Source organism: Mesorhizobium sp. (assembly GCF_004962925.1).
Classification (GTDB): Bacteria; Pseudomonadota; Alphaproteobacteria; order Rhizobiales; family Rhizobiaceae; genus Mesorhizobium.
In genome coordinates this window covers 1-12,942 of sequence record NZ_SUEO01000182.1, presented here as the reverse complement: position 1 = coordinate 12,942, position 12,942 = coordinate 1, and the positions used below count along the sequence as shown (strand labels likewise).

Sequence of the window (12,942 nt, the reverse complement as noted above, 5' to 3'; positions counted from 1 at the left end):
GCATCGAGGCGTAGGGAGCCTTCACTTCCTCCCATGACGGCGGCGACCTTCTGAAAGGTTTTCATCTCGTGCTCGGTAATCCGGGCGCTCTGCATCCTGGCTTTGAGATCAGCGACGCGCAACCCCAATGTGTGGGACGTTCCAATTTCACGGTTCGACATGACCACATGCTCCTCCCCAACCCATGCTTTTGCCTCCCCGCCGATATTCGCCCGTCGCCCATGTTTGCCTAAATATGAGGCACAGCGAATACAGCGCCCCGAACGCGTGGTGCGAGGGAAGGTTCCAGCGCGACATGGTCACGAAATAATACGGGCCGGCCGATCCGGCAGGCTAACCGCAGGAGGATGGCAGGTCGCCGGGCGGAACGGCGGTTTTCTTCGAGCTGTGGGAACCTCACCGGCAAGGTGAGTTCAAAAAAGATTGACCGTATCCCCCGGGGGGAGGATACGAACACAGGCAAGTCCGAAGGCATCCACCGTTCGCATCCCGCTATCGTGAAGCGTCTAAAGCGTGCGCAAGGGCACCTTGCGGCGGTGCTGTCCATGTTCGAGATGCATCGTCCTTGCGTTGATCTGGCGCAGCAGCTTCATGCCGTGGAAAGCGCCATCAGCAGCGCAAAGCGCGAACTGATCCACGATCATATCGAGCATTGCCTGACCGACACCGCGGAAGCGGGCGGCAATTCGCTGGCGGAACTCAAGCAACTGGCGAAATACCTATGAGCAGTCAAATACCTGTGAGCAGTCTCGGCGCGCGCATTCTCGACTGGTTCGGTTTCGGCTCACACGATCACACCGCGCATGGTCATGGTCATGGCGGCCACGGCTCGCACGGTCACACCCACGGGGGTATCGATGCGACCATTACGACGACCGACCGGGGCATCTGGGCGATAAAATGGTCGTTCGTCATCCTGGCAATCACGGCGGCGATGCAGATGGTCGTGGTGGTGCTGTCGGGCAGCGTGGCGCTGCTGGCCGACACGGTCCACCACATCGGCGACGCAACCACCGCCATTCCGCTGTGGATCGCGTTCATATTGGCCCGGCGCAAGCCGTCGCCGACCTTCCCCTACGGCCTTGGCCGGGTCGAGGACCTGGCCGGGATAATCATCGTCGGGATCATCCTGTTCAGCGCCATCGTCGCCGGTTATCAAGCCATCGATCGTTTGATAAATCCACACGTGGTGACGCATCTTGGTTGGCTGACGGCGGCAGGCATTGTCGGCTTTCTCGGCAACGAGGCCGTCGCGGTGTTCCGCATCCGCGTCGGCCGGGAAATCAACAGCGCCGCACTGATTGCCGACGGCTACCACGCCCGCACCGACGGCCTGACCAGCCTTGCCGTGGTCATCGGGGCGCTCGGCGTCTGGCTCGGTTTTCCGCTGGCCGACCCGATTGTCGGCCTGAATCACGCTTGCGATCTTTGGTATCGTCTGGCAGTCGGCCCGCTCGGTGCTGACCCGTATGCTCGACGGCATTGAGCCGGGTACCATCGGCGAAATCCACCATGCCGCCGCGCATGTGCCGGGAGCGCGCATTGTCGATGCCAAGGCGCGGTGGATCGGTCACAGGCTGCACGCCGATATTGCTATCGCCGTCGAAGAAAGCCTGCCGGTTTCCGAAGCGAGAAAGATCACGGCAGCGCTGGAGGATGAGCTGTTCGAGCACATGCCGGCGCTCGCGGCGGCGAATATCAAGTTGGCGAGCGCGGATGCGGATCATCCCCATGAACATGGCCACGGCGAACACAGGCACTAACGGTCGCTCCGACCGGCTCGTTTCTGTTACCTTCGCCTGATGTTCCAAATTCTCGTCGAATTCCAGCGTACGATCTACCTGACGCTCGGCGAGCAGATCAAACTGCTCTCGGTGGGAGGCGACTGGCTGGCGTTCATGGCCTTCCTGCCGATGGGCGTCGTCTTCGGCGCTGCGCATGCGCTGACGCCTGGCCACAGCAAGGCTGTGCTGGCGACCTACCTTGCGGGTTCGGATGCCAACGTTTCGCGCGGCCTTCTCGTATCGATCACGCTGTCCTTCACGCATGTGATGATTGCCGTTCTGATTGCGGTTCTCTCGCTGCCGCTGGTTTCCATCGCCTTAGGCAGCGTCGGCCGCGCTCCGCTTTTGGAGGATATCAGTCGTGGACTGCTCGGCCTGATCGGTGTCTGGATGCTCTGGCGCGCGTTGAGCCACGGCCATCACCACAAGCATGAGGGCGAGGCGGTCGGCGTGATGGCAGGTCTGATCCCGTGCCCGCTGACGCTGTTCGTGATGACCTTCGCGATGTCCCGGGGCATTCCGGGCGCCGGCATCCTCTTCGCAATCACCATGATGGTCGGTGTGGCGCTGACGCTGTCCTGCGTCGCGGTGTTGTCGATCCTGTTTCGGGAACGTCTGGTGGATTTCTTCGCCGGCAAGCCGCTCGAAACCATTTCCCGAACCATCGAAGGCGTTGCCGGACTTGTGCTTGCGGGCGTTGCCGTCTGGCAGGTCGCCTCCTGATCGTGCTCAAGCGTCAGGCGCCTGGTCCGCACAAATAGAATCAAGATAGGTCTCTATCTCATTGTTTGATGGAACTTTTCCGGATCATGTGATGTTGCCGCGCCACGATGGGCGCGCAGCCGCTCCGACGGAGGATTGTCGGCGTCATGACGTTTGAACCCGAGGTTCGGCATTTGCGAGCCGTGTCAGGTGCGTCTCTCGAACATCGGGGGCTGGTGTTCACGACAACAGCCGTGCCTCATCACCCTCGTTCAGCAGCCATTGCCGAACGGCTTGCGTCGGCTCGGGGTGCCGCTGCTTGCGTGGAACCACGACGTAGAAATCCTGCGTGCCGCGCATCTCCACACCGAGAGGCTGGATCAGCCGGCCGGCGGCGAGATCAGCCGCGACAAGAAAGCGGCTGGCAAGCGCGATACCTAGGCCCGCGACAGCCGCTTCTATCGGAAGGGCGGTCTGATTGAAGCGTATGCGTCTTAGCTCCGTCGTCATCTTTAGGCCGACGGCCTTTTCCATGAATTCCGGCCACAGATTGTGCGCATCGTGGAGCAGCACATGATGCTTGATTTCTGCTGGCGCGATTTCGCTCGCGCCGGCAGGCAGCAAGGAGGGGCAGCACACGGCGATGATCTGTTGCGGAAACAAGAGATCGACGAGAAGGCCGGCTCCGAAGGGCGGGCGACCTTGCCTTACCGCGATGTCGACGCCGTCGGCCTGGAAGCTCGACAGGCTTTCGCTGGCCAGAATTCGCAGGTCGACAAGCGGGTTGTGCGCCACGAACTCCGGCAGTTTCGGGATCAGCCATTTGGTGGCAAAGCTCGGGGTTACGCTGATCGTCAGCCGGGCCGGCTCGGGGCGCAGCAGCAGGGTTGCATCCGAGATCAGGTCGAAGGCACGGCGAATGTTCGGCACATAGGCGCGCCCCTCACTCGTGAGCGCGAGGCCGCGCGGCAGTCGCTCGAACAGCTTTACCCCCAGATCGGCCTCCAGCCCGCGGATATGCTGCGCCACAGCACCCTGCGTCACGTTCAGCTCTTCGGCTGCGATGCGGAAGTTGAGATGGCGCGCGGACGCTTCGAAGGCGCGAAGCGCATTGAGCGCCGGCAAGCTATGGAAGGCTTCGGGCATCCAGGAGTTTTTCTACAGGTTGATTTCAGACTTTCTGGTTCGAACCAGCCGGTAAAACCAATTATATCACTACTCCAGCCTCGAAGACATCGCTTTCAGATTCCTGCCACCCGAGAAGGAAGATACGATGAGTGTAGAAAAAGTAGCTGTTGTCGTTGCCGGTGGCAGCGGCATGGGCGCTGCGGCCGCAAAGCGTCTGGCGGGGGATGGCTTCAAGGTCGCCATCCTGTCCTCATCCGGTAAGGGCGAGGCGTTGGCCAAGGAGCTTGGCGGGCTTGGCGTGACCGGCTCCAACCAGTCGAACGACGATCTGCAACGTCTCGGGGTCGCATCGATGTCCTGGTCAATAGCGGAGGTCATGGGCCGCGTGCGCCGATCCTCGAAATCACCGACGACCAATGGCACACCGGCCTCGACATCTACCTGATGAACGTCGTCCGGCCGACGCGCATAGTCGCGCCGCACATGCTCAAGCAGAAAGCCGGCGCCATCATCAACATCTCGACGGCATGGGTTGTCGAACCGAGCCCGATGTTCCCGACCTCGGCCGTGTTCCGGGCGGGGCTTGCCGCCTACACCAAGATCTTCGCCAACACATACGCCGCCGACAACGTTCGCATGAACAACGTCCTTCCCGGCTGGATCGACAGCCTTCCCGCCACCGAGGAGCGCCGCGACAGCGTGCCGATGCAACGTTATGGCACCAGCGATGAAATCGCCGCCACGATTGCCTTCCTCGCCTCCGAAGGGGCCGGATACATCACCGGCCAGAACATTCGCGTCGACGGTGGCATCATCCGTTCGATCTGACGCATCGGGCAGGAAAGCCGGGTCCCGATCCCTCGGCACGCCGGCGATGGTGAAATTGTTGCCGCCCTCGAAGGTGGGAGTCGACAGCGGGTGACGAGGCTCAGGAGGTGATAAAGGGAGCGAAGCCGAAGACCGTCCAATGGACGGTTCGCAGATGCCGACCACGATCGGCAAGCCGCGCAGCCGCCCGTTCCACCCCTAGCGGCTCGTATCCACCGGCCGGAATCGACCCTTTGCGGATATGCACGACTTAATCAGGTCTCAACTAAGCGGCCATGCCCGTTACTACTGTCGGCCAAGGTCTCGATAACGCGGCATTCAGCCACCCGGCCAGAGGCGCATTCCTCGACCATCCGCTGCAATTCCGCTCGTAGAGCGTTGAGGCTGGCAATGCGTTCCTCGACTTCAGCAAGGCGTGCTTTTGCGATCCTGTCGGCAACGCTGCAAGATTGATCTGGGTTGTCCTGCAGCGAAAGAATCGCGCGGATTGCCTCGATATCGAAGCCAAGTTCACGCGCATGCTTGATGAAGCCAAGTCGCGCCACGGCGTTTTTGTCATAGCGCCTTTGCTGCCCTTCGGTGCGAGGCGGCGGCGGCAACAGGCCGATCTGTTCATAGTAGCGTATGGTCGGCACCTTCACTTCGGTGCGTCGTGCGAGTTCGCCAATCGAAAAATCCATGAAAAAGCCTCTTGAACCTCTAGTCACTATAGGGGCTACGGTGCCTGTACAAAAGGAGACACCGCATGGCTGACCATTGCTGCAATCACGAAACGAACGCTTCCTGCGCCCCGATGCCGTTGGTCTTTCCGGTGAGCACGACGGCCGCTCGCCACGGGGTCGAAGAGGCTTGCTGCTCTGGGGGTGTGCCAATCTTTGACGGTATGGACCCGCGCTACAAGCGCATGCTCTGGACAGTCATCGGCATCAATGGGGCGATGTTCCTGACGGAGATGGTGGCCGGTCAACTTGCGGGTTCGCAGGCGTTGAAGGCGGATGCATTAGATTTTTTCGCCGATACCGTCACCTACGGGTTGAGCCTCGCCGTGATCGGGGCAAGCCTGCGCACACGAGCGACGGCCGCCCTATTCAAGGGCCTGTCGCTTTCCGTTATGGCAATCTGGGTCTTTGGTTCGACCGTCTATCAGACCCTTTTCCTTGGACTTCCGAGCGCTGAAGTAATGGGTGTGGTCGGCTTTCTTGCGCTAGCGGCAAACCTTGGCTCCGTGCTCCTGCTCCGACCCTACAAGGACGGTGACGCGAATGTGCGATCGGTCTGGCTCTGCTCCCGCAATGATGCGATCGGAAACGTTGTGGTTATGGCAGCGGCATTGGGTGTCTGGGGCACATCGACGGCATGGCCCGATCTGGCGGTGGCGGCGCTGATGGCAGGCATCTTCCTTACGTCTTCAGTGCAAATCCTGCGACAGGCGTGGAGCGAATATCACGAAGGACAGCGCCCTGATCAGGTTGCTGCAGAATGACAGCCATCGTCTGCTCGCCACCCTCTCCAGCCGTCAAACGGGCGCGTCAAAAATTCAGATGCCGTCCAGCAGCTGCACCCGCTCATTGGCTGGCGATCACCATGCGGTTGCCCTCGCTGTCGCGAAATTCCGCCACCGTGCGGCCCGGCTGCCACGGCGCCTCCTGCGGTTCGGTGATGATCTCGACGCCGCCAGCCTTCAAAGCAGCGATCGTGGCCTCGACATTCTCGTCGACCAGCACCAGCACGGGCTCCGCGCCTGCCGTGTCGTCGGCGCGCCTCACGAAATGCAGGTTGGTGACAGCGCCGGGAAATGTCAGCTCGATCCAGCGCCAGGCGCTATGGCCCATCTTCTCGTCGGCCGCGACCTGGCAGGCGAAATGCCTGGTGTAAAACGCCTTGGTGCGGTCCTGGTCGAACACCGGCAGTTCGGCAAACTGGATATGCATGGTCGTCTCTCCTGCTCCTTGATTGGCTGGCGCGCGGCCGCCCATAGGTGAAAGACGGTGTGTGTGGCTAAAAAGATTCTCAGCGTGCCGAGAATCTTTTCGGAAACGCGAAACGTCTTCTGCTCAGACCAACCAATCAGGAGACGAACCATGGGCTACAAACTCATTCGCTACAGCGTGAAAGATACCGGGCTGGAAGAGAACCGCGCGCTGGTGGCAAAGGTGTTCGAGGCGCTGGATGAGACGGCGCCGCAGAGCGTGCGCTATCTCGTGCTCGAACTGGACGACGGCGAGTTCATCCACGTCGTCGGCGAGGGAAATGATACATCCGCGCTGACCGGGCTTGCGGCCTTCGAGGCGTTCACGCAAAACCATGCAGAGCGGCGTTCTACGCCGGTCAAGCGATCGCCTGCCAAAATCATCGGCAACTACCATGTCCTCGACGGCGGCAAAGCCGGATAGAATGGACGCCATGATCCCACGGAAACTCGACCGGCCGGCGCTGGAGGCGATGCTCTCCGAGCTGCGCCCGAGGCTGCATCGCTATTGCGCCCGCATGGCCGGCTCGGTGATCGACGGCGAGGATATCGTGCAGGAGACGCTGCTGAAGGCACTGCAGGCGCTCGACGGCAGCATGGCGGTCGAGCGGCCCGAGCAATGGCTGTTTCGCATCGCCCACAATGCCGCACAGGATCATCTGCGCCGGCGCCATCGGGAAAGGTCGCGCATCACCGAGGCCGACATGACCACGATCGAGGATCCCTCCGGCAGCGCGACGGCAGGCTCGCAGCGGCGGCCGGCCTGCGCAGCTTCATGCAGCTTTCGGTGGCGCAGCGCGGCGCCGTGATCCTGGTCGACGTGCTTGGCCTTTCCCTGCACGAGACCTGCGAGGTGACCGGTGCCACGCTGGCCGCCACCAAGGCTGCGCTGCATCGCGGGCGGGCGCAGCTGCGCTTGCTGGCAGCCGAGCCTGAACAGGCCGCCGTGCCCCGGCTCGACGCCGATGACGAGCGACGGCTGCGCCGCTATGTCGATCTGTTCAACGCGCGCGACTTCGATGCGGTCAGGGCGCTGATCGCCGAGGATATCCAGCTCGAAGTCGTCAACCGCACCCGCCTGCGCGGCAAGGCCGAAGTGTCGACCTATTTCGGCAATTACGACCGCATGAGCGACTGGGCGCTGTCACTGGGCGTCGTCGACGGCCGGCCGGCGATCCTCATCCGCAACCCGCAGGAGCCGGACGGCGCCGTGCGCGGCTTCATGCTGGTCGAATGGCGGGACGAGCAGGTCGTCCAGATCCGCGATTTTCGTTATGCACCCTGGTGCCTGCCCGATGCGGAGATCAGTGTGATGGAGGGGTGAGGGGAGGCTGGAATAGCGGGATATGGCGCGAAGGTGACATGGCCAAGGTTGCGCCACCGGCTGCCCTATTTATCGAGGTGGCATTTGGCACAGCCTGCGGTCGCGGGTGGAACCTTCCGCCGTGATCCGGAGGCGACTTCCCTGGTGGAGCTTCGAATGACCGCTTTGTGTCGCAAGTCGGCCGTTCGTCGACGCTCAGCTCGATCCCGAATGCCGCCGTTCGCTCAGTCGTTGTGATGGGCTCGAGGCAACCGTGCAATCCAATGCATTGGCGGCTATCCGCCGGCATGATCCCGCCGGAAGAGCGAATTCGAACCAACGGCCGCTCGATGAACAGTCGAGATCTCTACCGGTGGGCGCTCGGGGAGCTGCTGATACCAAACTCAACTTAATTTCGGATCGGGCTATAAAGCATTTGCCGAATATGGTGGCGACGTGCTTGCCGCCCTATTTCACCAAGGACGGGGCCGCCGGAATGAAGGCCAGCTTTCGGGGACCGGCGAGGAGCCAGTCAGCGATTCGAGCGCGCAATGTCCGAGGGGTCGACGGATCGTCGATCAGCTCTCCGACATCCTGGCGCGCCGTCATGATCTCCACGTGACCCTTCAAGGATTGTGCGTAGTAGGAAATGCTGGTGCAACCTGCCACGCCGGACACTACAATAATCGCAGCAACCGAACGAAAAAAAGCATGCATCACGGTTTGCCCACGGCATTGCTCACACGTCCGGATAGGGCAAATGTCGCAACTACGCCACGGTCCCAAACAGTCGCGCCAATTTGGTTAAGGTCCTTGATGGGGTTTAGGTTAGACGTTCGTCCTCGGCAAGATTGTCACAATTCGGTCACTCGCCGCCAAATTGCCGAATGTCCGGACACGGCGGACTGAAGCAACGCAGCATTTTCCACTTTGAGGCGAAATAATTCTCAACTATGGTCCGCCAGGCTTTAGGCATGGGGGAATATTGCCGATGGTTTTGTCACGCAGGGGTGTCGTGCTCGGCGGCCTGGCGCTGGTCGCGGTGGGTGCAACCAGCAATATTGCTCAAGCCGCGGCGGCAAAATCCTTTTTCGCCGGTACCGCCAGCGACAACAATTTTGTCTATCGCAAGACCAACTTCGCCAAGATCGACAAGAGATGGCATCGCCAGATCGTCAAGTATTTCAGCAGCGAGCCGGTCGGCACCGTCGTGGTCGATACCCGCCACCATTTCCTCTACGTCATCATGGAAAACAAGACCGCCATCCGCTACGGCGTCGGCGTCGGCAAGGACGGCTTCAAATGGTACGGCCGCGCGACGATCGACCGCCGCGCGCTGTGGCCGCAATGGGTCCCGCCCCCCGAAATGCGTAAGCGCAAGCCGGACCTACCGCACATGGTCGCAGGCGGCGCGTCCAACAATCCGCTCGGGCCGCGCGCGCTCTATCTGTACCGCGACGGCGCCGACATCGGCTACCGCCTGCATGGCACGCTGGAGCCATGGAGTATCGGCACCGACGCTTCCAGCGGCTGCATCCGCATGTTCCCGGAAGACATCATCGACCTCTACCAGCGCTGCCCGATCGGCACCGCGGTGCAGGTCCTGCCGCACATCGCCGACCAGGCGCCCGCTTCCACCACTGTCGAATGATTGGCGCCTCATGAACCGCATGATTGAGAACACGCGCCGGCTGCTCGCCGCCGGCCTGCTGGTGCTGGCCGCATCCTGCTCGACCAGCAACACGCTGGCCCCTTCCACGCCCGACGTCACCAACGCCGAGATCGCCGGCTTCCAGAACGTGCAGCCGGGCAGCGAGGAGGATTTTATCCTCAATGTCGGCCGCCGCACCTATTTCACGCAAGGTTCGGCCGCGCTCGATTCTGTCGCCAAGGCCACCCTCGACACCCAGATCGCCTGGTTGGCAAAGCATCCGCGCTGGCTGCTCAAGCTGCAGGGTTTCGCCGACGATCCCGGCGCAAGCGAAACGGCGCTGTCGCAGCAGCGCGCCGATGCGGTGATGGACTACCTCGCCGCCGGCGGCATAGACCGCAACCGCATGTGGGCCAAGGGCTACGGCAAGGACAGGCTCGTCCGCGACTGCCCCGACGCCGCCTGCAGGTCGCAGAACCGCCGCGTAGTGTCTAATTTGCGCGATGAGAGGGACGAGTCGTAGGGGGCTGCTGTTCTGCTTGTGGCCCGAAGCAGAGTCTCACACGCGACGGCGGCATGGCTGCTTTGCGCCGCATTTCAGTCGTTCGAGGCCGCATACACGCTGCTTGAAAGCGGACTCCTTGGGTGATTGGGCAGGTATGGCTATGGGATCAAATGTTGTTTGCCCATAACGTACATATAATGGACTTTAGCAAACCAAAGACAGTCCAATTCATAGGGCCTAATGGCCTTCCCAAGGGGGTGCTTGGCGATCTTCGCTCTGATGGCTTCAAGTTTCATGCTGGTTCCTCGCGGTTGTCGCGTGCAGATGCCGATTGCGCTGCGGGATATACGTTGACCGGAACCAAATTTGCAGGACAAGCGAAGTCTTTGCTATCGAGCTCCTACTGGTTGAAGAACGGGAGACTGGCGACGCGATGAGAATCCCTTTTCTACGTAACGCCCCTGTAGAGGCCACCACTGTCGACCCCGAGGAACCAGCTCCTGTAGTCTCACTCGCGATCGAGCCGCAAAGCCACCTTGAGAAGTATCTTGCCTATTACGTCGGGCGGTTGAAGCCGGGTTATGCCGTCCTGGTGACCGGGGAATGGGGAACGGGCAAAACCCATCAGGTCCGGCGCGCGCTTCCAGATACGCATGCCCACTACATCAGTCTCTTCGGCCTCAACACGCCCAGCGAGATTGAAGCACAGATTTTCACCAAGATGTTCCCTAAGGCTTCGGCGGTGAGGCGCTTTGCCGAGAAGATGGACAGCACGTCCATCGACATCCCGGTTCTTGGATCTCTAGGGACCGGAGGGCTAGCGAGCCTTCTGACGGGTCCCTTCATAAAGAATGAGGTCGATAGTTCACGCGCACTCATCCTGGACGACCTCGAGCGGTGCACCGTGGAAAACGCGGTGCTGCTCGGAATGATCAATCGATACGTGGAACACCACGGCTGCAGATTGATCGTCATCGCGCATGATCTTAAAGTGGTTGACACCTTCGCGGACACCAAGGAGAAGGTTTTCGGCCAAACCCTCCACGTGGAACCGAATGTCGAGGCGGCCTTCGCGGAGTTCGTAGCCTTTTTCAAGGATCCCCAGAAGCCGGACAAGCTTGGCGCCCATCTGCGAGAAGTGCTGTCCACGTTCAGGGAGTCAGGAACGGCCTCTCTGCGAATCCTTCGCCACGTCGTCGAGGATGTCGGTCGTCTCGCCGATGCTCTTGAGGATCGCCATTCTGAGAACGACATGGCGATGGTTGAATTGGTCCGCCTCTTTTCCGCTCTGGCCGTCGAAGCAAGAACGAACAAGCTGGAGCGCGAAGACCTCTTCAGCAGAAAGGAAAAGATCTTCTCGTATAGAATGGATATGGCGCGCGCGAAAAAGGCGGAGCCACCGAAATGCCGACTATACGACGCTGCCCAGAGATACACGTCAATCGACATTGGAAGCACATTGCTGAGCGATGACGTGTTGGCCGAAATGCTCTTTGATGGCCGCTTCACGGTTGAGCACATCCGCACGTCATTGAACAACAGTGCCTATTTTCTCGAGAAGGAGGCTGCGCCGGCTTGGCAGATCGTCGGCAGCTTTGACAAGCTCGATGATGAGTACGGCGATCCCGCGCTGGCACGAATGAACGAGCAGTTCGACAAGCGTCAGATAACGGACTCCGGTGAGTTCCTGCACATTGTTGCTCTGAAGATGATGATGGCATCTCGTGGTGTCCTTGGCGTCACACCGAAGGAAATCGCCGACGATGCCAAGCACTACATCGATGATCTCGTGGCCGCAAAGCGGCTGCCCCCGCGGAAGGCGGGCTGGATGTGGGTCGACGAGTTCAAGGACGCATCCGGCGGCGTGACGTATTGGGTCGCTGATTCCTATCGAACTGATTTCCAGGGTGTTTTCGAATACCTCGTCAAGGCTCGTACGAACGCGATGACCGACACGCTCCCTGGCAAAGTCCCAGCGTTGCTGGAAGCCGTCAAAGCGGACGGACAAAAATTCTTCGACAAGGTTTGCCATAGCCGCAACGCGACTTTGGAATACGAGGACATTCCGATCTTTGCTTACGTGGATCCGGCGGCGTTCGTGGATGCGTGGCTGGAATCTCCCAAGACGGGTTGGTACTGGATCGGTAACGCACTGAAAGAACGACACAAAGTGCTGACGCAATATCCTGCTCTGGCTTCCGAAAGTGCGTGGTATCCTCAGGTCCATAAAGAAATGCTGCAGCGAGCGCACAGCCAGGAAGGACTGGCACGAATCCGTATGGAACGCGCTGCGGAATTGATGGGTATCCCCAAGGCCGCCCCTACTTCCTCATTGGCCCGCGCTTCAGCCAAAGCTCCGGTGAAACCGAAAGTGGCGGCTGCAGTTCTGGCGGCCACGGAGGGCGAAGCGGATGCAGTTCCGGCAAAGCCTAAGCGTGCGCGCTGAAAGAAGCCGGAGTAAGAAAATATCGGAGCCGTTAAAGCTTTGGTCGAAACAAAAGCCAGAATTTGTTGTGTGTCTTCTGTTCTAAACGGCAACGCTGGATTGACTTGGAGGCAGTACGCTGGCTGACTTCGGGTCAGCCGTGGGTCAACGGCAGATTGTCTCGGCGCAAGTAATGCCTGTCGTCGATGCCAGCATTCTCATCCTTTGCAAAACGTACCGTTGCCGAGTGGTAAGTGTGCGGAAACAACCTAGTTTCGGCTGTTCGACCGGGTGCTCGCCCGACGCAATGCACAAGGGTAGAAATCCAGATAGATTAGCAATCCGGGTGGAGGATTAATCGTGGCTGAAAAGAGCTGGGCAGGGCTGCAAGCAACACCCGGCGTCGTGTATCGAAACCGGATGCATGAGAGGTCTTTCTCGGTCGAGATGTTTCGCGTCAACGCAGACCAGTTGATGACATTCTTGCAATCGAATTCCGATTTAATGGAGATGATGAAGGGGTTCGAAGACCTGTACTCGTCCCATGCGGTCATGCGGGAGGCAGTGCGCCGATTACACAACTTCCTCGCTGCGGCAATGACTCTTGTTGATCATACGCGCGTCATGATCGCTGAGCACTACACGCA

The 12,942-nt window shown here is 60.4% G+C and carries 13 protein-coding genes and 2 pseudogenes; 12 read left to right on the top strand and 3 right to left on the bottom strand.

The features are described from left to right. Positions 1-473 precede the first annotated feature (473 nt). From E5W87_RS27180 to E5W87_RS27170, 3 genes and pseudogenes are all read left to right on the top strand, one after another. Positions 474-725 carry a metal-sensing transcriptional repressor gene (locus E5W87_RS27180; RefSeq protein ID WP_292404674.1) on the top strand — a complete coding sequence of 84 codons (252 nt, stop codon included), beginning with the start codon at positions 474-476 and terminating at the stop codon, positions 723-725. After that, positions 722-1,718, top strand: a pseudogene (locus E5W87_RS27175) (cation diffusion facilitator family transporter); the annotation flags it as partial. The gene E5W87_RS27180 and the pseudogene E5W87_RS27175, both read left to right, overlap by 4 nt. 84 nt (positions 1,719-1,802) lie before the next feature. Then, entirely contained in the window at positions 1,803-2,507 is a 705-nt protein-coding gene (locus tag E5W87_RS27170; protein WP_292404672.1) for an ABC transporter permease, read from the top strand. 219 nt (positions 2,508-2,726) lie between these two features. Here E5W87_RS27170 and E5W87_RS27165 read toward each other — a convergent pair whose 3' ends face one another. Then, complete coding sequence (locus E5W87_RS27165; RefSeq protein ID WP_292404670.1) at positions 2,727-3,632, bottom strand: LysR substrate-binding domain-containing protein; 906 nt, start codon at positions 3,630-3,632, stop codon at positions 2,727-2,729. 127 nt (positions 3,633-3,759) lie between these two features. Between E5W87_RS27165 and E5W87_RS27160 the strand changes: the two are divergent. Next, a pseudogene (locus tag E5W87_RS27160) lies at positions 3,760-4,442 on the top strand (SDR family oxidoreductase). Between the two features lie 254 nt (positions 4,443-4,696). On the opposite strand, the gene E5W87_RS27155 reads toward E5W87_RS27160, so the two are convergent. Continuing rightward, a complete protein-coding gene (locus tag E5W87_RS27155; RefSeq protein ID WP_292404668.1) occupies positions 4,697-5,122 on the bottom strand; it encodes a helix-turn-helix domain-containing protein in 426 nt (141 codons plus the stop codon). A gap of 65 nt (positions 5,123-5,187) precedes the next feature. Here E5W87_RS27155 and E5W87_RS27150 point away from each other — a divergent pair, with 65 nt between their 5' ends. Further along, positions 5,188-5,925, top strand: a complete 738-nt coding sequence (locus tag E5W87_RS27150) for a cation transporter (protein ID WP_292404666.1) — start codon at positions 5,188-5,190, stop codon at positions 5,923-5,925. Positions 5,926-6,007: 82 nt separating this feature from the next. Here E5W87_RS27150 and E5W87_RS27145 read toward each other — a convergent pair whose 3' ends face one another. Further along, positions 6,008-6,373 carry a VOC family protein gene (locus E5W87_RS27145; RefSeq protein WP_292404664.1) on the bottom strand — a complete coding sequence of 122 codons (366 nt, stop codon included), beginning with the start codon at positions 6,371-6,373 and terminating at the stop codon, positions 6,008-6,010. A 150-nt stretch (positions 6,374-6,523) separates the two neighbouring features. Here E5W87_RS27145 and E5W87_RS27140 point away from each other — a divergent pair, with 150 nt between their 5' ends. The 7 genes from E5W87_RS27140 to E5W87_RS27115 all read left to right on the top strand — a co-directional run. Then, the gene (locus E5W87_RS27140; protein ID WP_292404662.1) at positions 6,524-6,835 is read left to right on the top strand and encodes a hypothetical protein; all 312 of its coding nucleotides are present in this window, start codon (positions 6,524-6,526) and stop codon (positions 6,833-6,835) included. 10 nt (positions 6,836-6,845) lie between these two features. Beyond that, a complete protein-coding gene (locus tag E5W87_RS36175; RefSeq protein WP_367118883.1) occupies positions 6,846-7,220 on the top strand; it encodes an RNA polymerase sigma factor in 375 nt (124 codons plus the stop codon). Further along, the gene (locus E5W87_RS36170; RefSeq protein ID WP_367118882.1) at positions 7,199-7,735 is read left to right on the top strand and encodes a nuclear transport factor 2 family protein; all 537 of its coding nucleotides are present in this window, start codon (positions 7,199-7,201) and stop codon (positions 7,733-7,735) included. Before E5W87_RS36175 ends, E5W87_RS36170 begins: the two co-directional genes overlap by 22 nt. 970 nt (positions 7,736-8,705) lie before the next feature. After that, positions 8,706-9,365, top strand: a complete 660-nt coding sequence (locus tag E5W87_RS27130) for a L,D-transpeptidase (RefSeq protein ID WP_292404660.1) — start codon at positions 8,706-8,708, stop codon at positions 9,363-9,365. 10 nt (positions 9,366-9,375) lie between these two features. Next, positions 9,376-9,888: an OmpA family protein gene (locus tag E5W87_RS27125; RefSeq protein ID WP_292404658.1), complete on the top strand. Its 513-nt coding sequence runs from the start codon at positions 9,376-9,378 to the stop codon at positions 9,886-9,888. A gap of 415 nt (positions 9,889-10,303) precedes the next feature. Then, positions 10,304-12,316 carry a hypothetical protein gene (locus E5W87_RS27120; protein ID WP_292404656.1) on the top strand — a complete coding sequence of 671 codons (2,013 nt, stop codon included), beginning with the start codon at positions 10,304-10,306 and terminating at the stop codon, positions 12,314-12,316. Positions 12,317-12,655: 339 nt separating this feature from the next. Beyond that, positions 12,656-12,942: hypothetical protein (locus E5W87_RS27115; protein ID WP_292404655.1), on the top strand; the 287-nt coding region annotated here is incomplete at its 3' end.

Coding starts and splice junctions, on each gene's coding strand:
- E5W87_RS36175 (WP_367118883.1), top strand. CDS start 6,846: ATGATCCCACGGAAACTCGACCGGCCGGCGCTGGAGGCGATGCTCTCC.
- E5W87_RS27150 (WP_292404666.1), top strand. CDS start 5,188: ATGGCTGACCATTGCTGCAATCACGAAACGAACGCTTCCTGCGCCCCG.
- E5W87_RS27170 (WP_292404672.1), top strand. CDS start 1,803: ATGTTCCAAATTCTCGTCGAATTCCAGCGTACGATCTACCTGACGCTC.
- E5W87_RS27155 (WP_292404668.1), bottom strand. CDS start 5,122: ATGGATTTTTCGATTGGCGAACTCGCACGACGCACCGAAGTGAAGGTG.
- E5W87_RS27120 (WP_292404656.1), top strand. CDS start 10,304: ATGAGAATCCCTTTTCTACGTAACGCCCCTGTAGAGGCCACCACTGTC.
- E5W87_RS27140 (WP_292404662.1), top strand. CDS start 6,524: ATGGGCTACAAACTCATTCGCTACAGCGTGAAAGATACCGGGCTGGAA.
- E5W87_RS27130 (WP_292404660.1), top strand. CDS start 8,706: ATGGTTTTGTCACGCAGGGGTGTCGTGCTCGGCGGCCTGGCGCTGGTC.
- E5W87_RS27125 (WP_292404658.1), top strand. CDS start 9,376: ATGAACCGCATGATTGAGAACACGCGCCGGCTGCTCGCCGCCGGCCTG.
- E5W87_RS27145 (WP_292404664.1), bottom strand. CDS start 6,373: ATGCATATCCAGTTTGCCGAACTGCCGGTGTTCGACCAGGACCGCACC.
- E5W87_RS27165 (WP_292404670.1), bottom strand. CDS start 3,632: ATGCCCGAAGCCTTCCATAGCTTGCCGGCGCTCAATGCGCTTCGCGCC.